General features: G+C 67.2%; 18 protein-coding genes. 6 read left to right on the plus strand and 12 right to left on the minus strand.

Features of this window, described 5'->3' with window-relative positions:
- Positions 1 to 2 precede the first annotated feature (2 nt).
- Complete coding sequence (locus ABCN56_RS05190; protein WP_343079694.1) at positions 3 to 1,940, minus strand: PHA/PHB synthase family protein; 1,938 nt, start codon at positions 1,938 to 1,940, stop codon at positions 3 to 5.
- Between the two features lie 265 nt (positions 1,941 to 2,205).
- Here ABCN56_RS05190 and ABCN56_RS05195 point away from each other — a divergent pair, with 265 nt between their 5' ends.
- Together ABCN56_RS05195 and ade are read left to right on the plus strand one after the other, a co-directional pair.
- Positions 2,206 to 4,086, plus strand: a complete 1,881-nt coding sequence (locus ABCN56_RS05195; RefSeq protein WP_343079695.1) for a bifunctional sugar phosphate isomerase/epimerase/4-hydroxyphenylpyruvate dioxygenase family protein — start codon at positions 2,206 to 2,208, stop codon at positions 4,084 to 4,086.
- A gap of 67 nt (positions 4,087 to 4,153) precedes the next feature.
- Entirely contained in the window at positions 4,154 to 5,851 is a 1,698-nt protein-coding gene (ade, locus tag ABCN56_RS05200; protein ID WP_343079696.1) for an adenine deaminase, read from the plus strand.
- A gap of 86 nt (positions 5,852 to 5,937) precedes the next feature.
- Here ade and ABCN56_RS05205 read toward each other — a convergent pair whose 3' ends face one another.
- The 5 genes from ABCN56_RS05205 to ABCN56_RS05225 form a co-directional block, all read right to left on the minus strand.
- Entirely contained in the window at positions 5,938 to 6,978 is a 1,041-nt protein-coding gene (locus ABCN56_RS05205) for a diguanylate cyclase (protein WP_343079697.1), read from the minus strand.
- On the minus strand, positions 6,978 to 7,568 hold the full coding sequence (locus ABCN56_RS05210; protein WP_343079698.1) for a heme NO-binding domain-containing protein: 591 nt from the start codon (positions 7,566 to 7,568) through the stop codon (positions 6,978 to 6,980). Before ABCN56_RS05210 ends, ABCN56_RS05205 begins: the two co-directional genes overlap by 1 nt.
- Positions 7,569 to 7,632: 64 nt before the next feature.
- Entirely contained in the window at positions 7,633 to 9,390 is a 1,758-nt protein-coding gene (locus ABCN56_RS05215; protein ID WP_343079699.1) for a DUF4153 domain-containing protein, read from the minus strand.
- A gap of 156 nt (positions 9,391 to 9,546) precedes the next feature.
- Positions 9,547 to 11,100 (minus strand): trimethylamine methyltransferase family protein, encoded by a 1,554-nt coding sequence (locus ABCN56_RS05220; RefSeq protein WP_343079700.1) that lies wholly within the window; start codon positions 11,098 to 11,100, stop codon positions 9,547 to 9,549.
- 115 nt (positions 11,101 to 11,215) lie between these two features.
- Positions 11,216 to 11,935, minus strand: coding sequence for an HAD family hydrolase (locus tag ABCN56_RS05225; protein ID WP_343079701.1), 720 nt, complete (start codon positions 11,933 to 11,935; stop codon positions 11,216 to 11,218).
- A gap of 123 nt (positions 11,936 to 12,058) precedes the next feature.
- Between ABCN56_RS05225 and ABCN56_RS05230 the strand changes: the two genes are divergently transcribed.
- Positions 12,059 to 12,517, plus strand: a complete 459-nt coding sequence (locus tag ABCN56_RS05230; RefSeq protein WP_343079702.1) for a MarR family winged helix-turn-helix transcriptional regulator — start codon at positions 12,059 to 12,061, stop codon at positions 12,515 to 12,517.
- A 22-nt stretch (positions 12,518 to 12,539) separates the two neighbouring features.
- Here ABCN56_RS05230 and ABCN56_RS05235 read toward each other — a convergent pair whose 3' ends face one another.
- Positions 12,540 to 12,824, minus strand: coding sequence for a DUF3572 domain-containing protein (locus tag ABCN56_RS05235; RefSeq protein WP_343079703.1), 285 nt, complete (start codon positions 12,822 to 12,824; stop codon positions 12,540 to 12,542).
- Between the two features lie 111 nt (positions 12,825 to 12,935).
- Here ABCN56_RS05235 and ABCN56_RS05240 point away from each other — a divergent pair, with 111 nt between their 5' ends.
- Positions 12,936 to 14,321, plus strand: coding sequence for a diguanylate cyclase domain-containing protein (locus ABCN56_RS05240; RefSeq protein ID WP_343079704.1), 1,386 nt, complete (start codon positions 12,936 to 12,938; stop codon positions 14,319 to 14,321).
- 10 nt (positions 14,322 to 14,331) lie between these two features.
- Here the strand turns inward: ABCN56_RS05240 and ABCN56_RS05245 are convergent, their stop codons facing one another.
- The 4 genes from ABCN56_RS05245 to ABCN56_RS05260 all read right to left on the minus strand — a co-directional run bounded on the left by ABCN56_RS05245 (position 14,332) and on the right by ABCN56_RS05260 (position 16,585).
- Positions 14,332 to 14,838 carry a periplasmic heavy metal sensor gene (locus ABCN56_RS05245; RefSeq protein ID WP_343079705.1) on the minus strand — a complete coding sequence of 169 codons (507 nt, stop codon included), beginning with the start codon at positions 14,836 to 14,838 and terminating at the stop codon, positions 14,332 to 14,334.
- A gap of 2 nt (positions 14,839 to 14,840) precedes the next feature.
- Positions 14,841 to 15,239: a dihydroorotate dehydrogenase gene (locus ABCN56_RS05250; RefSeq protein WP_343079706.1), complete on the minus strand. Its 399-nt coding sequence runs from the start codon at positions 15,237 to 15,239 to the stop codon at positions 14,841 to 14,843.
- A complete protein-coding gene (locus tag ABCN56_RS05255) occupies positions 15,232 to 15,816 on the minus strand; it encodes an RNA polymerase sigma factor (RefSeq protein ID WP_343079707.1) in 585 nt (194 codons plus the stop codon). Before ABCN56_RS05255 ends, ABCN56_RS05250 begins: the two co-directional genes overlap by 8 nt.
- Positions 15,817 to 15,892: 76 nt before the next feature.
- The gene (locus ABCN56_RS05260) at positions 15,893 to 16,585 is read right to left on the minus strand and encodes an EF-hand domain-containing protein (RefSeq protein ID WP_343079708.1); all 693 of its coding nucleotides are present in this window, start codon (positions 16,583 to 16,585) and stop codon (positions 15,893 to 15,895) included.
- A 183-nt stretch (positions 16,586 to 16,768) separates the two neighbouring features.
- On the opposite strand from ABCN56_RS05260, the gene ABCN56_RS05265 reads away from it, so the two are divergent.
- Positions 16,769 to 17,173 (plus strand): DUF983 domain-containing protein, encoded by a 405-nt coding sequence (locus ABCN56_RS05265; RefSeq protein WP_343079709.1) that lies wholly within the window; start codon positions 16,769 to 16,771, stop codon positions 17,171 to 17,173.
- Between the two features lie 3 nt (positions 17,174 to 17,176).
- Positions 17,177 to 17,857 (plus strand): NUDIX hydrolase, encoded by a 681-nt coding sequence (locus ABCN56_RS05270; protein ID WP_343079710.1) that lies wholly within the window; start codon positions 17,177 to 17,179, stop codon positions 17,855 to 17,857.
- Positions 17,858 to 17,861: 4 nt separating this feature from the next.
- On the opposite strand, the gene ABCN56_RS05275 is transcribed toward ABCN56_RS05270, so the two are convergent.
- The gene (locus ABCN56_RS05275; RefSeq protein ID WP_343079711.1) at positions 17,862 to 18,755 is read right to left on the minus strand and encodes an EamA family transporter; all 894 of its coding nucleotides are present in this window, start codon (positions 18,753 to 18,755) and stop codon (positions 17,862 to 17,864) included.
- Positions 18,756 to 18,760 lie beyond the last annotated feature (5 nt).

Here is an 18,760-nt window from a genome sequence, read left to right on the forward strand (position 1 = left end):
GTTCAGCGCTGAAAGACATATGTGCCGGGCGCATCGGCCTGCGCGGCATAGGGCCCGCGCGTCAGACCGAGACGCGGCGGCGCGTCCTCGCCAGAGGACTGCGCCGTCAGCCAGTCCGTGAGTTCCGGCCACCAGGACCCCTCGTGCCTTTCGGCCTCCGCCCGCCAGGCGTCCGGCGAACGGAAGCGCGCTCCACGCGTCGTCGTGCGGATCTGGTATTCGCGGCCGTCATGTCCCGGCTCGCTTATGATCCCGGCATTGTGACCGCCATTGGTGAGAACGAAGGTAATGTCCGTATCGGCAAGAAGGTGCAACTGGTAGACGGAATGCCAGGGTGCGACGTGGTCGCTGGTCGTCGAGACGCAGAAGACCGGCACCGATATGTCACTCAGCGCGACCGGCGCGGAGCCAACCTTGTAGTGGCCCTCCGCGAGTTCGTTGTTGAGGTAGATGTGGCGCAGGTATTCGCTGTGCATCCTGTAGGGCATCCGCGTCGCATCTGCGTTCCACGCCATCAGGTCGAACATCTCCTGCCGCCGGCCCAACAGGTATTCGTGGATATATTGCGACCAGATCAGGTCCTTCGAACGCAAGAGCTGGAACGCCCCGGCCATCTGCTTCGTGTCGAGATAGCCCTGGTCCCACATCATGTCCTCGAGGAATGACACCTCGCTTTCGCTGACGAAAAGCTGCAATTCGCCCGGACGCTCGAAATCGGTCTGCGTCGCCAAAAGCGTCAGCGTCTTCAGCCGGTCGTCGCCGTCCCGCGCCATCTGCGCAGCCTTGATGGTCAACAGCGTTCCGCCAAGGCAATAACCGACGCCGTGGACCTTTCTGTCCGGCACGATCGCCGTCACCGCATCGAGCGCGTCCTCGACCGCCTGAAGGTAGTCGTCCATGCCCAGATCCCGGTCCTCGGCCGTGGGGTTCCGCCAGGAGATCATGAAGACCGTGAAGCCCTGCCCGACCAGGTATTTCACCAGCGAGTTATGGGGGGACAGGTCGAGGATGTAGTATTTCATGATCCAGGCGGGCGTGATCAGGATCGGCTCCGCCTTCACCTTGTCGGTCTTCGGCGCGTACTGGATGAGTTCGATCAGGCGTGAACGGAAGACGACCTTGCCCTCGGCCACGGCCACATCCCGGCCTGGAACGTAGTCCTCGGCGCCGACGGGCAGCTTGCCCGAGATCGCGCGTTCCCAGTCCTCGACGAAGTTCTGGAAGCCGCGCACGAGGTTCCGACCGCCCTGCTCCGCCGTCAGCCGTGCGACTTCCGGGTTGGTCCAGGGGAAATTCGCCGGCGAGAGCATGTCGAGGATCTGGCGTGTGACGAAGGACACGACCCGCTCTTCCTGCTTCGACAGACCGTCGATGTCGTTCGTGGCGTTGTACCACCACTGCTGGGTCAGGAGGAAACTCTGGTAGATCATGTTGTAGGGCCAGTTGCGCCAGCCCGCGTCGTCGAAGCGGTGGTCGTGGGGCAACGGCTCGATGCAGGGCGCGCTGTCCGGCTCGCGCATCGTTTGCGCCGAGTGGATCATGAGACGCGCGATCTTGCGGGCCGCCTTTTCGACAAGCTGCGCCTGCTTGCCGGGCGAACCCATGAGATGCAGCCACCAGCTGTAATAGGTCGAGGCGAGGCCGAAGGGCGATATCCCAAGGGTGAAGCGCGCCAGATGCGCCTTCGTGGCGCGGTCCAGGCTTTCGGTGCTGTAGCTGTCGGGCGGTTCGATTGGCGAAGGATGGCCGAACTCGGGCGACTCGGGCCGCATCCCGGAACGTTCCTCGCGCTCCCGCCCGTTCTTCGCTCCGCGCGATCCTCCGGCCTTGGCGTCAGGCCGACCTCCGGTCGGGGCCGGATCGGCCGCGGGAGCCTCCTGGCCGGCACCGCCTTTCCCCTTGAGCTTCCTCGCCGTTGCCGCCGTGTCGTCCATGGTCATCCTCGTCTGTCTGGCGCGCGGAAAGGACCTTCGCACCAAGGCACCGGAAGCGCCTGACACGGCGCCGATCCGGGCTTTCCTGCGGGACCATAGGCCACCTCCGAGACCCTGGTCTTTGCCCTGAGTCAACCCGGAGCCGATTGGGCGACGGCCGACCGCCTCATGAAGACGGACCGCCAGGCCCCGCATTTTTCCGACATTTTCATGCGCCGGGCGTTGATCTACAAGAGGTCTGGGACGGCCCCGTCCCAAGCGGAGTGACTGGATGAAAACCTCGATCGCTACCGTCTCCATCTCCGGCGGCTTCCGCGAGAAGCTCGACGCCATCGCCGCAGCGGGTTTCGACGGGATCGAGATATTCGAACTCGACTTCCTCGCCTTCGAGGGCAGCCCCCGCGACGTTGGCAACATGGTGCGCGACCACGGTCTCGAGATCACGCTGTTCCAGCCCTTCCGCGATTTCGAGGGCCTCCCCGAACCCCTCCGCAGCCGCGCCTTCGCACGGGCAGAGCGCAAGTTCGAGTTGATGAACGAACTCGGCACCGACCTGATCCTCGTCTGCTCCTCCGTCCACCCCGAGGCGATGGGCGGCATCGACCGGATGGCCGCGGATTTCCGTGACCTCGGCGAACTCGCGGCCCGCTATGGGGTCCGCGTGGGCTTCGAAGCGCTGGCCTGGGGCCGGCATGTCAACGATCACCGCGACGCGTGGGAGGTGGTCCGCCGCGCCGATCATCCGAATGTGGGCCTGATCCTCGACAGCTTCCATTCGCTGGCGCGCAAAGTCGATTCCGAAAGCATCCGCCGCATTCCCGGCGACAAGATCTTCTTCGTGCAACTCGCCGACGCCCCGGCGATCGAGATGGACCTCCTCTACTGGTCGCGCCACTTCCGAAACATGCCGGGCGAAGGCGACCTCGACGTGACCGGCTTCATGCGCGCCGTGACCGCCACCGGGTACGGCGGCCCGCTCAGCCTCGAGATCTTCAACGACCAGTTCCGCGCGGGCCTCCCCCGGCTCGTCGCCAAGGACGGCCACCGCTCCCTCATCAACTTGATGGACCGCGTCCGCAGGGCTGAACCCGCGCTCTCCGTCGACCTGCCCGGGTTTCCCGGCCCCTCGGGCGTGGACAACGTGGAGTTCATCGAATTCGCCACGAGCCGGGAAGAGGCGCCCTCGCTCGAGACGATGCTCGAAGCCACGGGTTTCGTGCGGGCCGGGCGGCATGTGTCGAAATCCGTGGTGCTCTGGCGTCAGGGCGGTGTCAACGTGCTGGTGAACACCGAAACCAGCGGCTTCGCCCATGCCGCATACGTGACGCACGGCACGACAGTGTCTGAAATCGGCCTGACAGTTCCCGACGCCGGGGCGAGCTTCGCCCGCGCGCGCGCGCTCGGTGCCGAACGCTATGAACAGCCCATCCCCCAAGGCGAACTCCCGATACCGTCGATCCGCGGCGTGGGGGGCAGCATGCTCCGCTTCCTGGACCGCGGGCCGGAACTCGGCGGGATCTGGGATGTCGATTTCCGCGTCTCGGACAAGGAGCCGCGAGGCGCCGGGCTGGTGCGGATCGACCACCTCGGCCAGACGATGGCCTATGACGAGATGCTGAGCTGGGCGCTCTTCTACACCTCGATCTTCGAAGCGCGGAAGGCGCCCGTCGTGGACGTCGTGGACCCCGACGGGCTCGTCCGCTCCCAGGCGGTGGAAACGGGGGCCCTCCGCGTGACGCTGAACGGGTCGGCAGGGCGGAGGACGCTCGCCGGACGCTTCATCGAGGAAAGCTTCGGCTCGGCAGTCCAGCACATCGCGTTCACGACCGACGATATCTTCGCCACCGCGGCCACCCTGGCGGAGAAGGGCTTTCCCGTCCTCCAGATCGGCGCCAACTACTACGCCGATGTCGAGGCGCGCTTCGGCCTCGACCCGAACCTGAACGCGCGGCTCAGAGCGGCGAACATCATGTACGACGAGGACGCCGGCGGCCGCTTCTTCCATCTCTATTCGGCGTCACGCCCCGACGGCATGTTCTTCGAGATCGTGGAACGGCAGGGCAACTACGCCGGCTACGGCGCGCCAAACGCCCCGTTCCGCATCGCCGCCCAGAAACGCGCGGCACGCCCGGCTTCGATCCCGCGCATCTAGCCCCCGACTGGACACCCGCTGCGGGCTCGTGTCTGCTGTTCCCGGACGGCATCGGACGGAGGCGGGAATGGCGCGGGCGCTTCAGGACATCATCGACCAGGGGCGCGGTGTGGCGCCTGCCGACCTCGTCCTGCGCGGCGGCCGGGTCTTCGACCTCGTCAGCGGGGAATTCTTCGACGGCGACGTCGCGATCTGCGGCGACACGATCGTCGGCACGGGCGCGGCTTACGAGGGGCGCGAGGTGATCGAGGTGACCGGGCTCACGCTCGTTCCCGGCTTCATCGACACGCATCTGCACATCGAAAGCTCGCTCGTCACACCCTTCGAGTTCGACCGCTGCGTCTGCCCGCGCGGCATCACCACAGCGATCTGCGATCCGCACGAGATCGCCAACGTCGCGGGCCTCGAAGGCATCCACTACTTCCTTGACGCATCCGCCCGCACCGTCATGGACATCCGCGTCCAGCTGTCCTCCTGCGTTCCTTCGACCGAGATGGAGACCGCGGGCGCCCGGCTCGAAGCGGCCGACCTCGCCGCGCTGAGAGACCACCCGAGGGTGATCGGGCTGGCGGAATTCATGAATTACCCGGGCGTCCTCTTCAAGGACCCCGGCTGCCTCGCAAAACTCGGCGCCTTCCGCGGACGCCACATCGACGGCCACGCGCCGCTTCTGTCGGGGCGCGACCTCAACGCCTATGTCGCTGCGGGCATCCGAACCGAGCACGAGGCGACCTCCGCCGCCGAGGCATTGGAGAAACTCCGCAAGGGCATGCGCGTCCTTATCCGCGAGGGGTCGGTATCGAAGGATCTCCACGCCCTTGCCCCGATCATCACCGAACGGAACTCCCCCTATATCGCGTTCTGCACCGACGACCGGAACCCGCTCGACATCGCAGAACACGGCCATCTCGACTACATGATCCGCACCGCGATCGCGCTCGGCGCCGCGCCGCTCGCGGTCTACCGCGCAGCATCGCTGTCCGCGGCGGAGGCCTTCGGGCTCAAGGACCGCGGGCTCATCGCGCCCGGCAAGCGCGCGGACATCGTCGCTCTGGACAGCCTCGAAACCTGCCATGCGCAGCTTGTCCTGGCCGGCGGACGGCGCGTCGACGCGAGAGCCTTCGCCTCGCGCGAAACGATACCGCCGGTTGCGCGCAGATCGGTCCGGGCACCGAAGGTTTCGGCCGAAGCGTTCCGTGCTCCCGGAAACCGGGCGGAGACACCGGTTATCGGCATCCTGCCCGGCAAGATCATCACCGAACACCTGACGGAAGAGATCGCGCCCATGGACGGCGACAAGCGCCCGGACGTGGAGCGTGACCTGATCCGCATCGCCGTCGTCGAACGGCACGGCAAGAATGGCAACATCGCGACGGGCTTCGTGAAGGGCTTTGGGCTGAAGCGGGGCGCGATCGGCTCGACCGTCTGCCACGACCACCACAACATCGCCGTCGTGGGGGCCGACTACTCCGACATGGCGCTGGCCGCGAACCGGCTGGGCGAAATCGAAGGCGGTTTCGTCGTGGCCGAAGGGGGCCGCATCCTGGCCGAACTCGCCCTGCCCGTCGCGGGACTGATGAGCCCTGAGCCTTTCGAGAAGGTCGAAACCGACCTCGTCGCACTGCGCGCGGCGGCAAGGAGCCTGGGCGTCACGCTCGAGGAGCCGTTCCTCCAGCTCGCGTTCCTCGCGCTGCCCGTGATCCCGCACCTGAAGATCACCGATCGCGGCATGGTCGACGTGGATCGCTTCGAACTCATCGGCTAGGGAAAGCCACCTCCACGGCTGGCAGATTGGGCCTGCGCAGCGCCCGTGCCCCGGCGCAACTGACCCAACTTGACGCTACGACTGGATCACCCGGGGGCGCGCCTGTCTTCCGGAACCTCCATCCCAGGCGTGAAGACCGTGCAGCATGCCCTTCCCCGACGCTTCGACGCGTAGAGTGCGAGGTCCGCGTCCAAGAGCATCTGGTCCGGGTCCGGTGCGGCGTAGAGCGACGAGACCGTCACGCCGACACTGGCTGAGATCCGGCAGAACTGATCTTCGAACTGTATGGGCTCCTCCATGCGGTCGATGGCCCGGCGCGACAACGCCTGCACGCCGTCCGGATCGGTCGTCGAGCGCAGGATCAGCACGAATTCGTCGCCGCCAACGCGCGCCACGACATCCGACTTCCGCGTCTCCTCGCGCAGGATCTGCGAAACCCGCATGAGGACCTCGTCTCCGGCGGCGTGGCCAAGGCTGTCATTAACTGCCTTGAAGAAATCGAGGTCGATGTGGACGAGCGCGAACGGAGCTCCGCCATTGCCCGCACCCGCCGCAGCGCGGGCCAGCGCGGCATCCAGTTCCCGTCGGTTGGCGAGACCCGTCAGGGGATCGGTCCGTGCCTTCTCCTCCGCCGCGGTCCGCGCATGCGCAAGGCGAAGGTTCATTCCGTGAAGCTCCTCCATCACTGCGCTTTTCGCTTCCTGAAGATAGAGAAGTTCCACCGCGAGGTCGGTCGCGGCGAAATCGGCATCCGTCAGCTCGTGCTGGGACACGGCGGCGGCAAGGCCGATCCCGAGGGAGAGGTTGACGATCACGCCCTGCCCCGTCGCAAGCGGCACGGCAAGGCCGCGAAATGCCGTATCGGGCGCATCCCGAAGCCGCAGATGCAGCCGCCGCCCGGCAAGCATCTCCAGCTCGGTCACCGAAGCCACAGGGCGCGGGCGCGTGATCTCGAACACGTCGAGAAAGCCGCAACCGAGGAGCGGACGGCCCTCGCAGAGCTTCAGGAGGGTCGGCCCGGCTTCACGCACGTGACCGGTCACCGAGACCCAAAGGAACATCGGCATCAGTCGACCAAGCGCGGCAGGCGGAACAAGCGCCAGCGTTTCCGACTTCGATCCGTCCATCAGAGCGGCCCCGCTACCCGCGGCCGTGCAAGATCGAACCGCCGCCCCTCGGAGAAACTCGCCTCGAGCAGCTCGATCTCGACCGTCTCTCCGTCATCGTCCTCGCCCGCATGATCGATCAGCGCCAGCGCGCCATAATCGTCAGCGAGCGCCCGCAGGACGCCGGCGAAGACGTGGCCCATGCCGGGAAACCCGGGCCGGCAGAGCAACGTCAAGCGGCCATGGCCATGTGCTCGCACGTCGAGGGTCGGCAGGCCAAGATCCGGTACGGCCAGCATCGCCCGCCCCGGCAGCTCTTCCAGCGTATCAAGGAAATCGGTGTAGCTCACGCCGCCGAACCGAAGGAGACGGCGCAGGGGTTCAAGTCCGACGAGATAGATCCCCACGTCCTCCAGCAGCGCGTCGCGCGGCTTGCCAAGCCTTGCGGAGGCCGCTGCCAGGACAGCCTCGGTCACCTCGTCGGGATAGGTCAGCAAGGCCTCGAACCCCTCGGGCTCGACCCCCGCCGCCTGGGCCACGCCCATCCAGACCTCTTCACCATAGGCATCGCGCAGGAAGCATTGCACCGCGCGGTTCATTAGACCGTGCATTCAGATCACCCCAAGATTCCCGGGGGAAGTTAGCGCCAGCACCCTTAAGAAACGGCGAATGCGTTCATGGCAGCATCAGATATTCCGTGCTGCCGAAGGACAGGGCGTTGACCTGCGCCGGGCCGATCACGAAATCGCCGCTGTAAAGACGGTCGAAGAACTCCTCCGCCCCCAGCGCCGGGACGCCATTCGCCCGGTTCTCGCGAACGAACCGGACCGCATTCGCTTGCCGGACCGCCATTTCCGCCGTCCCTACCGAACGCCCCGCCGTGCGGAAGAACAGCATCGCCTCTTCCCCCGGTTGGCCAGGCAGAAAATCGGCGACGACCAGCACGCAGCCCGCACGGCCCTGCGCGTCCGTGCGTTGGCAGCCTGCGATCCACTCACGGAGTTGGTAGGGCTGGATCCCGTCAAACGTGCCTTCGGGCGGTTGGGCGCCCTCGGGCCGGACCGTCAGAAGCGACTGGAAGACCTCCAGCGTGATCCCCGGCTCTGTCACCGCGGGTTTGTCCCAGCGCCCCGTGGAGCCGGCGACCGCGGCCAGCTTCGCCTCCAGCGCGGCCTGTTCGGGATGGTCCTGAACCTCGCCAAGACGTTGGAGCGCCGCAGCCCCCGCCGAACCCCAGTCCCAGCGCATTTCCCAGGCGGGAAGCTCCTCGACCGTGCTCTCGCCGGCCTCGAAGCGCGCAAGCTGCGTCCGGGCGGATATCCCTTCGGCATCAACAGCGGGCGTGAGCCAGAGCGCGGCGAGGACCACGAGAGCCCCCGCCATCAGGACGTTCGCGCCCCGGATCCTCCCCGCCCATTCCGCGCCGGACAGGACTGCGCCCGCGTAAAGCAGCCCATAACCCGCGCTCACGACCACGCCCGCGGCGGCCCCGATCCGCGAGGGCGTCCAGCCGTAATCCGCGACCCGCACCCAGACCGCATAGGCGGCCAGGGCGGCCAGAACCGGAAGCGTCAACGCGAGAGCCCGAACCACCGTGCGCATGAAGGCGCCGCCCGCCATCTCGTCATCGCTCGCATCGACCCCGATGGAGATGAGCCCCACCGCCGCCAGGGCGATAGCCATGAGCGTCCCGGCCGCGGAGTAGTTTCCGAAAAGGTCCGAAAGCCCGCGGAATGGAATGGAGACGAGGAAGACAAGAACGACGATCAGGACGGCCGGCAGAAGCAGCCGCAGGAGCCGAAGCACGAGATAGGGCGAGACGTAGTCCTCAAGTTCGTCGACCACGGCCATGCCAAGGCCAACCGCCGCGCCAGATACTGCCCAGGCGACCGCCGGAATTTCGATCAGCCTTTCGATGATATCGAGCCCGACAAGACTCAGGAGCGTGTCCGACAGGTAGATGACGGCCCAGACGACGGCGGTGAATATCCAGACCGCCGCATAGCGCACGACGAGGTTCCAGGTGATGATGAAGAGCCGCGCATAGTCGCGCCAGTTACCCTCCTCCCGCGCCATGAGGAAGGGCACCGGCAGGGCGAGAAGGACGAAGCCTGCAAGCAGCGGATGTCCCGAGCCGAGAAAGTCGGAGACGGACGGGAAGCGCAGGCTCGACCAGGTCATCAGCACCGCCGGCGGCAGCGCGGCGGCAAGCGACAGGATGGCTGCCCGCGCGGCCCGCATGTGCATCGCCATCGCAAGCGCGGCCGCGAAGAAACCGCCCGCCAGCACCGTCAGGAACAGGACGAGGCGTGGTGCCCCGCTGTCCCAGTAGACGTCCAGAAGCAACCAGCCGCAGAGCCCGCCCAATGCGCCGAAGGCCGCGAGCCTCAGCCGGTCGATCTCCTGCCGCCGCGTGGTGTCGTTGCCGCCCATGCCTTGCCTCCCCTGCTCGCGCCGATCCTAGCGGGAGGTGCGGCACGGGACCAGATCAGAAGTCCTTGCGAAGAGGGCTCATTTCAGCGGCATGAATCCCCGTCGGGCAAGCGAGCCCTACACCCACTTGCCCGCCGCGATCCCAGGGCAGCGCCGTCAGAAATCCGTGGGCGCGCCCCCTTCGGCCTTCCGGCGCGCGACGAAGTCCTTCAGTTCCTCGTGGATGGCTTCGTCCATTGGAGGCGCCTCGAACTCGTCGAGGATCGCCTTGAAGACCCTGTGCGCCCGTTCCGGCGTGCGGACCGCGCCGTCCAGCTGCCAGGCCTCGAAGTTCCGCCAGTCCGAGACGATCGGTGAATAGAAGGCTGTCGTGTAACGCTCCTGCGTGTGCTGGCAGCCGAAATAATGGCCCTCGGAGCCGACCTCCGCGATCGTCTCGACCGCGATGTCCTCGGGCGTCGTGGCCCAGGTCGCAGGCTCCATGTAGCGCTGGATCATCTGGATCACTTCGCAGTCCATCACGAACTTCTCGGGGCTCGCGATCAGCCCGCCCTCAAGCCAGCCCGCCGCGTGATAGACCATGTGCGTGCCGGATTGCACCGCAGCCCAGAGCGAGTTCGATGTCTCCCACATCGCCTGCCCGTCCGGAACGTTCGCGGCGCAGACGCCGGAAGAGCGCAGGGGAAGCCCGTAGCGCCGCGCTAGCTGCCCGGTCATCTGGGTGGCGCGCATGTATTCGGGCGTTCCGAAGGCCGGCGCGCCCGACTTCATGTCGACGTTCGATGTGAAGGTGCCGATCATGCAGGGCGCACCCGGCGCCGCGTATTGCAGAAGCGCGACCGCCGACAGGGCCTCGGCCAGCGACAGCGCAACCGCGCCCGAAAGCGTCACCGGCGCCATGGCGCCGGCGAGCGTGAAGGGCGTGATGATCACGACCTGCCCCGCCCGGGCGCAGCGGAGCGCGCCGTCGATCATCGGGAAGTCGTGCTTCAGCGGCGAGACCGAGTTGATGTTGGTGTACATGTGCGGCCGCGCGCGGAACTGCTCGTGCGTCATGCCGCCAGCGATCCGCACCATTTCCAGCGCGTCTTCGACCCGCTCCTTGCCCAGCGAATAGGCGTGGATGACCTTGTCGGTCAGGACGAGCTTTTCGTAGATGCAGTCGAGGTGACGCACGGAAGGATGCACGTCGATCGGCTCGACCGGGTAGCCGCCGGCGAAATGGATGCAGTTGAAGTACTGCGTCAGCTTGATGAAGCGGCGGAAACCTTCCATGAAGCCTGAAACCTTGCCGGTCTCGAGGTCCCAGTAGTTCGGAGGCGAGGAAACGTTGCCGAAGAGGATCGAGCGGCCTCCGATCGGCAGGGCGCGCGCAGGGTTCCGGGGCGTGATCGTGAAGCTGGAGGGGCAGCGCCCGACCATCTCCATCACGAAATCCTCATCCATCCGGACGGTGTCGCCGTCGACGATGCAGCCCGCTTCGCGCAGGATGCCGACCGCCTCGTCGTTGAGGAAGCGGATGCCGATCTCCTTCAGGATGCGCATGGCGCCCTTGTGGATCGCCTCGACACCCTCCGGGGTCAGCGGCTCGGTCGGCTTGTCGAAGTTCTGCGGGATGCGCCAGGGCATCTGGTCGATGACATGCCCGCCGCCACGCTTTTCCTTGCCCGCGCGCCCGCCCGCCCGCTTGCGCCTTGCGTCATCCGCCATGATGTGCATGCCTCCTGATGTCCTGCCGTCAGGAAAGGGCAGAACAGGCGCGAATGTGCGTAGATTTGCGACAAAGGTTGTCGCATTCCCTCAAGAAGAAGGCGGATTCCGGGGCTCAGGCAGCGTCCAGCGGCGCCGGTGCCATCGTGTCGAGCCAATGCGGCAAGTGGCCGATATTGGGCAGGACCACTTCGGCGAGCGGCGCGAGATCCGCTTCGGAGGCGATGCCGGTCAGCACGGCGACCGTGCGCATTCCCGCCGCGCGGCCCGCGACGAGGTCATGCCGGCTGTCACCCACCATGACGACGTGCGCCGGCGGGATGGCGTGCTGCGCTGCGAAGGCAAGAAGCTGGCCCGGCGCCGGTTTGGCGCCGTGTCCTGAATCCGAACCGGCGATGAAGTCAAAGAGCGCCTCCACCCCGGCCGCCTTGAGCTGCGCCCGCGCCGGGGCCTCGGCGTCATTCGTGGCGACGCCAAGCCGCAGACCCTCCGCCTTGAGCCCGTTGAGGAACGGGGCAAGCGGCACGGAAGGCGCCATCGGCGCCGTCGCGGCGAGAGCGTTCATGCGCGACACAAGGGCCACGGGATTCGCGCCCGGCAGGTGTGGCAGCAGGACTTCTGCGATCTCGACGGGCGTGCCCGCGATCACCGGGCTATCGGGCTCGAACCTCGCCTCGACGAAGTCGTAGCCGATGACACGGCCCAGCCTTTCGGCCTGCGCCTGCGCACCGGCGGCAAGGTCAAGGAGCAAGGACTTCGCCCAGACGCTCCAAGTCGCCTGAAAATCGAACAATGTGCCGTCCTTGTCGAACAGCACGCCTTGGATTGCTGGCATGTATGGATCCTCCGCCCGGGGAATGTCGCCGATCCGGACATGCAATGCAACGAATCCTTTGCATGCCGGCGGCGCACCGCGCATTGGTTGACACTCCGGCAAGCTTGGTTGACGCTGCCAAATATGGACGCGCCCGGCCCGTATCGACTTCACAGTTCGCTCCTGTATCAGCTCACGCTCACTTCGCGCCTGCAAGAGCGGCGGCTGGACGAGGGTCTGAGGGCGCTTGGCCTCACGCGGATCAGCTGGTGCGCCCTTCTCGCGGTCGGGAACGAGGCGCTCACGCAGCCCTCGGCCATAGCCGAATTCATCGGGATCGACCGCACGGCGATGTCACGCACGCTGCGCCAGATGGAAGCGCAGGGACTGATAGAGCGGCGCGCGGGCGCCGGACGGGACCGCCGGCAGACCGAGGTCGCGCTGACGGAAACGGGGCAGGAACGACTTCTTCGCGCGACCCCCGTGGCCGAGGAAAACGCCCGTCACTTCCTGTCCAAGCTGCCCGAGGGCGGAGCGGAGCAACTGCGCAGCCTGATGGCCTGCCTGCGCGAAGGCGAACCGAGAAATCTCCTGAATTTCTGAGGCCAGGGCCGGACCGACCGCTTCAAGTCCAGTGCCATTCCCCACCGCCCGGAAGGGCGGCACGCGCGCGGCGCGGGTCCTCATAGCCGTATCCGGACGCATCACAGAACCCCACTATCCAGGCATCGTCCATGAGCAGGAAGTCCAGGACGGAGCCCAGGAAGGCCGGGTCGGACGCGCTTTTGGACAAGCTTTCATGCCGCGCGCCCGTCGCACCGAGGAAGACCGGGAAGAGCTCCTCGTTTCCGGCAAGCCAGGCAAGCGCCTTGAGCGCGAGCGTCTCTGCGGTTTCCAGCCCTGGATTCATGGTTGTCCTGCCCCTTTTTTGTTTCCGGATCGTCGCCGGAAACAAATTCTTAACCTTTGCGGCAAAACATGAACGTGGCGGAAATAATAGTAAAGCTTACGGAGCTGGCCTGTGTCGGGGAAGATCCTCATCGTAGACGATGTGGCGACGAACCGCATCGTGCTGAAGGTCAAGCTGGCGGCCGCGTGCTACGACACCGTGCACACGGCAGGCGGCGCCAACGCGCTGCGCCTCGCAAGGGAGCTGCAGCCGGACATCATTCTCCTGGAAGCCCAGCTTCGGGATCTGGACGGAGTCGAAATCTGCCGGCACCTCAAAGCCGATCCGGCGACATGCTCCATTCCGGTCGTGGTCGTCACCACCGCGGAGAATGCAGCCGCGCGGATGCCAGCTCTTCGCGCCGGTGCGGAGGATTTCCTGACGAAGCCACTGGATGAGGCCGTGCTCCTCGCGCGCCTCAGAAGCCTTCTCCGCGCCCGCGAGGCGGAGAATGAACTGCGGCTGCGTGATCTCGCCTGCCGCGATCTGGGTTTCGCGGAGACCTGCGCGCCATTCGAGCGAAAAGGCTGCGTCACCCTCGTCGCCGAGCCCCCGGAAACCGCGGCCCGCTGGAAAAGCGAACTCGCGCCGCATCTGACCGAGAAACTGGTGATCGCGCGCCCGGAGGAAACCCTGGGTGAGAACCTCTGCGGCTCCTGTCCGGATGTTTTCGTCGTCGCCGCAGACCTCCGTCCGGCCGGCGCGGGTCTCAGGCTCATGTCGGAACTGCGTTCGCGCCAGGCGACCCTGCACGCTGCGATCTGCATGGTCGTCGCCCCGGACGCAAGGGATACCGCCGCCGTGGCGCTTGACCTTGGCGCCAGCGACATCATCCCCGAAGGCGCCACGGTCGAGGAGATGGCCCTGCGCATCCGCAGACAAATCCAGCGCAAACGGACGCAGGATTCCCTTCGCGCCAGCGTCGCGAACGGTCTAAGGCTCGCCGTCACGGATCCGCTTACAGGGCTCTACAACCGGCGCTTCGCGCTTCCGCAACTCGCCGCCATTGCCGAGCGGGCCGACGTGACGGGCCAGACCTTCGCGGTCATGATCCTCGACATCGATCGTTTCAAGATCGTGAACGACACGTGGGGCCACGCCGCAGGCGATTCCGTACTCGTGGAGGTCGCGGCGCGCCTCAGGACGAATCTCCGGTCCGCGGATCTCATCGCCCGCATCGGTGGCGAGGAGTTTCTCATCGCGCTGCCCGACTGCACGCTCGAAAGCGCCCGCGCCACTGCCGAACGGATCCGCCGCGCGGTCGAGGAACAGCCCGTCCGGCTGCCGCACCTGGGGAGCGAGATCCCGGTGACGCTGTCAATCGGCCTCGCCCTCGGCGGAGGGAGCCGACGCGAGCCGCTGGCGATCGAGGAAGTCGTCGGAGAGGCGGACCGGGCACTTCTCGGCTCCAAGGCCGACGGCAGGAACCAGGTGAAGATCGGCCGTTCGGCCGCCTGAAAACCCCGGCTCAATCCCGAGGCGGCCGCCCACCGTGCGGCATGCGGCCGAGCGAGGACTCCAGGCGGTTGGCGAACCCGAGCCTCTCGGCGGCGCTCATCTCGCCGATCCGGTTGAGAAGAAGCCGGGTGCCCAGGTCCAGGCGTGCCGCGATGCGCCCCGTCAGCCGCGAAGTGACCGCGTCAACCGCTCCCGGATCGAAGGGCTCGGCCCGAAGTGCCTCGACGAGCCGCATCGTGTCTTCGCGCCAGGCGCGGCGTTCGTCCCGAAGTGCCGGGACCTCGGCAAGGAAGGCGCGTCGCAAGGCGGCACGATCCTCGGGGCTCAGTGCCTCCGACATCGGCCCGAACCCGAGCTCCCTTAGCTCGACCTGGTCGGGCCGCCGCGCCCTGTCGATCCCCGCCCCGGCGAACACGCCGATGAAAAGAAGGTTCAGCGCGAGAGAACCGATGAGAGCCACGCGCGTCCAACGCCCGGTTCCCCCCTTCGGCCTGCCGGTCTGGGTTTCGTCCACCATTCTCAGCCCTCCAGCCCGATGCCCAGCGCCGCGAAATCCGCCTCGCCCGGGATAAGGTCAACGGTCGCGGCGCTTTCCGCAGCGCCCCACAGTCCCGCGGCCGTCGAGCCCAGGGCGCCCATGCCGGTGAAACCGATCCAGACCCCGGCGAGCGTCGCCGCGGCGAGCCCGCCGACCGCTCCCCATCCGCCAAGCGCCGTGATCGCCGAGGCGAACAGCCCGGGCCGGCGCGAATTACGCCGTATCGTGGCCGCCCGCTGCGCGGTATCTGCTGCCTGCACCGCTTCCGCGTCCGCGAGGATACGCGCCATGAGGGCGGGCGAGGGTTCCGGCGCCTCGCGCCGCGCAGCCGCGAAGATATCCTCAAGCATCCGCTCTTCGTTTGCGTTCGTCTTAGTCATCGCCGTACCCCAGTTCCTCCCGCCGCCCGGCCAGTGCCGCCGCCAACGCTCGCTTGCCCCGTGCCGTCAGGCTTTCCACCGCCTCGACGCCCAGCCCCATGATCTCCGCGATCTCGGGGTTCGAAAGCCCTTCGAGATGGCGCAACACCACCGCCTGCCTCTGCCGATCCGGCAGCGCCATGAGCGCGGTCTCAAGCGCCGCTGCCCTGTCCGCCGCGATCAGTTCCTGGACGACGCCGGGCCTTTCGTCCTCGGGATCGCCCGCCGCGTCGAGCCCGACGCCACGACGCCGCCTCAGCCGGTCCGTTGCGAGGTTCGACGCCACCCGGTAGAGCCAGGTGGAAACCTTCGCCTCCCCGGCCCGCCAGCTTCCGGCCGCCTGCCAGAGCCGCAGCATCGCCTCCTGCGCGACGTCCTCGGCTTCCGCCTCGTCGCCCAGCATCCTCCGGGCGAGCCGGAACGCGAGGGGTGCAAGGCGCTCCGTCAGGACGCGCGCGGCTTCGCCGTCGCCCTGCGCATAGAGGACGAGGAGCGCCTCGTCCGTGGCGCCGGAAAGCATATCGGGGACCTTGTACATCCGCGAGAGCCCTAGCGCGAAACTCCGCGCCCCGCCAAGCCCCCGCGCCCGAGGCAACCCCGGGCGCGGGCATCGCTCAGTTGCCGCGGCGCCAGAAACCGCCGCGCCCGTCGTCGTCACCGCCGAAGCGATACCCTTCGCCGCGATGATGCCCGCCGCCCCGGCGATCCATCATCCCCCCCTGCATCCGATCACGGAACTGCGTCCGCGCGGCATCGAACTCCTCCTGGCTCACCGCCCCGTCATTGTCGGTATCGAGCCGGTCGAAAATCGCCATCGGTTGCGGCGGCACGACGAGCTCCGCCGCGCTCAGCGCGCCGTCGCCGTCAAGGTCCTGAGCCTCGATCCGGCGCTGCGCTGCCGCCTCGATCCGCTCCTGAACGCCGGCCATCATGTGGGCCGTCATCTCCTCGGCCGAGATGAGCCCGTTGCCGTCCGCATCCAGCCCCTCGATCCGGGACTGGCGGTAGGCCTTGATCTCTTCCTCAGTCACCTTGCCGTCGCCATCGGCGTCGAGCGCCGCGAAGTCGATCGCGCCACCGCCCCAGCCAGACATTCCCCCGAAGGACCCCTCACCGCGGCCTTCAAAGCCATAGCCCATCATTCCTTCGCCGCGCATCTCGCCGGCCCATTCGGGCATGCCTTGCCCCTGCCCTTCACCGCGCATCGGGCCTTTACCCATGCCTTGCGCACCGGCCACGATGGGCAGCGCGACGACGGCGGCACCGAGGACCGCGGCCAGACCAATTCCGAGTTTCTTGCGGGTCATGCGTGATCTCCATTCCTCTTCTTGGCGGCGCCTGTCGCCGCCTTGCATGACTTCTAACGCGCGGCCCCGCGGTTTCCGTCGCAGCCCGGACGAAGTTTGCGACATCTTTACGCAACAACTCCCTCAACGCTTCCATTGAAGGGCATTCCGCGCGATAAGGTCCGCCTGGAAAGGAACCGACACATGCGCGACACGAACCCTGACAGCCTCGACACGACTGAAGATCGTCCGATGGGCCGGGCGATGTTGAACGGCTGGCGACGCCGCTGCCCCTGCTGTGGCTCGGGTCCGATGCTTTCGGGCTATCTCACCGTGCGATCCAACTGCGCCGTCTGCGGCGAGGATCTGTCGCACCAGCGTGCCGATGACGGACCAGCCTACCTGACGATCCTCATCGTGGGCCACATCCTCGCGCCCTCGCTTCTCGCCGTCTACACTGCGTTCGAGCCCGATCCCCTGGTCCTCGCCTCCGTCTTCGGCGTGGCGACCGTGGCGCTTTCGCTGTTCCTGCTGCCCCGTCTCAAGGGCGTGATGGTGGCGATCCAATGGGCCAAGCGGATGCATGGCTTCGGCATCGAAAGCGCCTGACGCATGACCGGGGCCGAGGCCCAGCCGATCCGTGATGCCGCGACGGTAATCCTCTACCGGGACGGCGGGAACGGCCCCTCGGTTCTCATGGGCCAGCGCGGCGCGGGCGCGGCGTTCATGCCGATGAAGTTCGTCTTCCCCGGTGGCGCGGTCGATGCGGCCGACGCCGAGGTTCCGCTGATAAGTTCCCTTGATCCGGTTTCCGCCGCCCGGCTTGACGAGAACGCGCCACCCGGCATCGCGCACGCGCTGGCGGCTGCAGCCATCCGCGAACTCTGGGAAGAAGCCGGCCTGCCGCTCGGCGCCCCCTCGTCCTGGCCGGCGCCGCCGCCCGACTGGGAAGGCTTCGCCGCGACCGGCCTAGCGCCAGACGCGGGCGCGCTTCGCTACATCTTCCGCGCGATCACGCCTCCCGGCCGTCCGCGCCGCTTCGATGCGCGCTTCTTTCTTGCGCCCATCACGGCTGTCCCCGCCGACCCGGACGATTTCTCCCATGCCTCGGACGAACTTTCCTACCTCCGGTGGGTGCCGATCGCCGAGGCGCGGATGCTGAACCTCCCCTTCATCACCGAGGTCGTGCTGGCAGAGGCCGCGGCCTTCCTCCGCTCGGGGCGGGAGCATCCGGAAAGCGTGCCGTTCTTCGACAACTCGGGCGAAACGTCCCGCTTCCGCCGGATCGCCTGAGCCGTCAACCCAGCGCCAGCACGATCATCAGAAGGCTCGTCACCACCAGCGCGATCCCCGCGGCCTCTCGCAGATGCAGCCTTTCGCGGAAGACGAGCGCCGAGGCGACGAGCGTGAAGACGATCTCCACCTGCCCCACCGCCCTTACGAGCGCCGCGTTCTGAAGCGAGAAGGCCGTGAACCAGCCCAGGGACCCCAGCATGCCCGTCAGCCCAACCAGCGCCGTCTTGCGCCAGGTCCGCACGACGCGCCCCGCCTCGCCCGGCTGTCGGAGCCTAAGCCAGACCGCCATCATCACCGTCTGCGAGGCGGTGACGCAGGCGAGCGTCAGCACCGCGCGCAGAAAAAAGCCGAGCGGCATGAGTTCCAGCGTCGCCCCCCGGTAGCCGATCGCCGAAATCCCGAAGAACCCGCCCGCCAGCAACCCCAGCGCCGTCGCCTTTGGATCGAAGCGCAGCCCGCCCTCCGAAGCGCGCGACAGCAAAAGGACACCCGCGAACCCGACGCCGATCGCCGACCAGCCCCAGAGGCTCACCGCCTCGCCGAGGATCAGCGCTGAAAAGGCCGCGACCTGCACCGTCTCGGTCTTGGTGAAGGCTATGCCGACGGCAAAGTTCCGAAGCGAGAAGAGCGCGACCGTCGCCAGCGTCGCCACGATCTGTCCAACACCCCCGACCAGCGCAAAGGTCCAGAACCGTGCAGTGAGCGGCGGGAATGCCTCTCCGGAGACCGCGAGCGCCAGACTTGCCACGAGCGCCGCGAGCGGTGCGGCAAAGATGAAGCGCGCGAAGGTGGCGCCGCCGGTCGACAGACCCGCGCCCTTCAACTGCTTCTGCAGCATGAAGCGGACGGTCTGCATCGCCGCAGCCGCGAGCGTGACGAGAATCCAGAGGCTCATGCGCC

This window comes from Ostreiculturibacter nitratireducens (assembly GCF_032670585.1).
GTDB classification, from domain to species: Bacteria; Pseudomonadota; Alphaproteobacteria; order Rhodobacterales; family Rhodobacteraceae; genus Ostreiculturibacter; species Ostreiculturibacter nitratireducens.

What these genes read in the sequence shown, in the direction of transcription:
- ABCN56_RS05205 (WP_343079697.1), bottom strand. Translation starts at nt 6,978, where the DNA reads ATGGACGGATCGAAGTCGGAAACGCTGGCGCTTGTTCCGCCTGCCGCG.
- ABCN56_RS05220 (WP_343079700.1), bottom strand. Translation starts at nt 11,100, where the DNA reads ATGGCGGATGACGCAAGGCGCAAGCGGGCGGGCGGGCGCGCGGGCAAG.
- ABCN56_RS05270 (WP_343079710.1), top strand. Translation starts at nt 17,177, where the DNA reads ATGACCGGGGCCGAGGCCCAGCCGATCCGTGATGCCGCGACGGTAATC.
- ABCN56_RS05215 (WP_343079699.1), bottom strand. Translation starts at nt 9,390, where the DNA reads ATGGGCGGCAACGACACCACGCGGCGGCAGGAGATCGACCGGCTGAGG.
- ABCN56_RS05190 (WP_343079694.1), bottom strand. Translation starts at nt 1,940, where the DNA reads ATGACCATGGACGACACGGCGGCAACGGCGAGGAAGCTCAAGGGGAAA.
- ABCN56_RS05210 (WP_343079698.1), bottom strand. Translation starts at nt 7,568, where the DNA reads ATGCACGGTCTAATGAACCGCGCGGTGCAATGCTTCCTGCGCGATGCC.
- ABCN56_RS05260 (WP_343079708.1), bottom strand. Translation starts at nt 16,585, where the DNA reads ATGACCCGCAAGAAACTCGGAATTGGTCTGGCCGCGGTCCTCGGTGCC.
- ABCN56_RS05250 (WP_343079706.1), bottom strand. Translation starts at nt 15,239, where the DNA reads ATGACTAAGACGAACGCAAACGAAGAGCGGATGCTTGAGGATATCTTC.
- ABCN56_RS05230 (WP_343079702.1), top strand. Translation starts at nt 12,059, where the DNA reads ATGGACGCGCCCGGCCCGTATCGACTTCACAGTTCGCTCCTGTATCAG.
- ABCN56_RS05255 (WP_343079707.1), bottom strand. Translation starts at nt 15,816, where the DNA reads ATGTACAAGGTCCCCGATATGCTTTCCGGCGCCACGGACGAGGCGCTC.
- ABCN56_RS05275 (WP_343079711.1), bottom strand. Translation starts at nt 18,755, where the DNA reads ATGAGCCTCTGGATTCTCGTCACGCTCGCGGCTGCGGCGATGCAGACC.
- ABCN56_RS05265 (WP_343079709.1), top strand. Translation starts at nt 16,769, where the DNA reads ATGCGCGACACGAACCCTGACAGCCTCGACACGACTGAAGATCGTCCG.
- ABCN56_RS05225 (WP_343079701.1), bottom strand. Translation starts at nt 11,935, where the DNA reads ATGCCAGCAATCCAAGGCGTGCTGTTCGACAAGGACGGCACATTGTTC.
- ABCN56_RS05245 (WP_343079705.1), bottom strand. Translation starts at nt 14,838, where the DNA reads ATGGTGGACGAAACCCAGACCGGCAGGCCGAAGGGGGGAACCGGGCGT.
- ABCN56_RS05195 (WP_343079695.1), top strand. Translation starts at nt 2,206, where the DNA reads ATGAAAACCTCGATCGCTACCGTCTCCATCTCCGGCGGCTTCCGCGAG.
- ade (WP_343079696.1), top strand. Translation starts at nt 4,154, where the DNA reads ATGGCGCGGGCGCTTCAGGACATCATCGACCAGGGGCGCGGTGTGGCG.
- ABCN56_RS05235 (WP_343079703.1), bottom strand. Translation starts at nt 12,824, where the DNA reads ATGAATCCAGGGCTGGAAACCGCAGAGACGCTCGCGCTCAAGGCGCTT.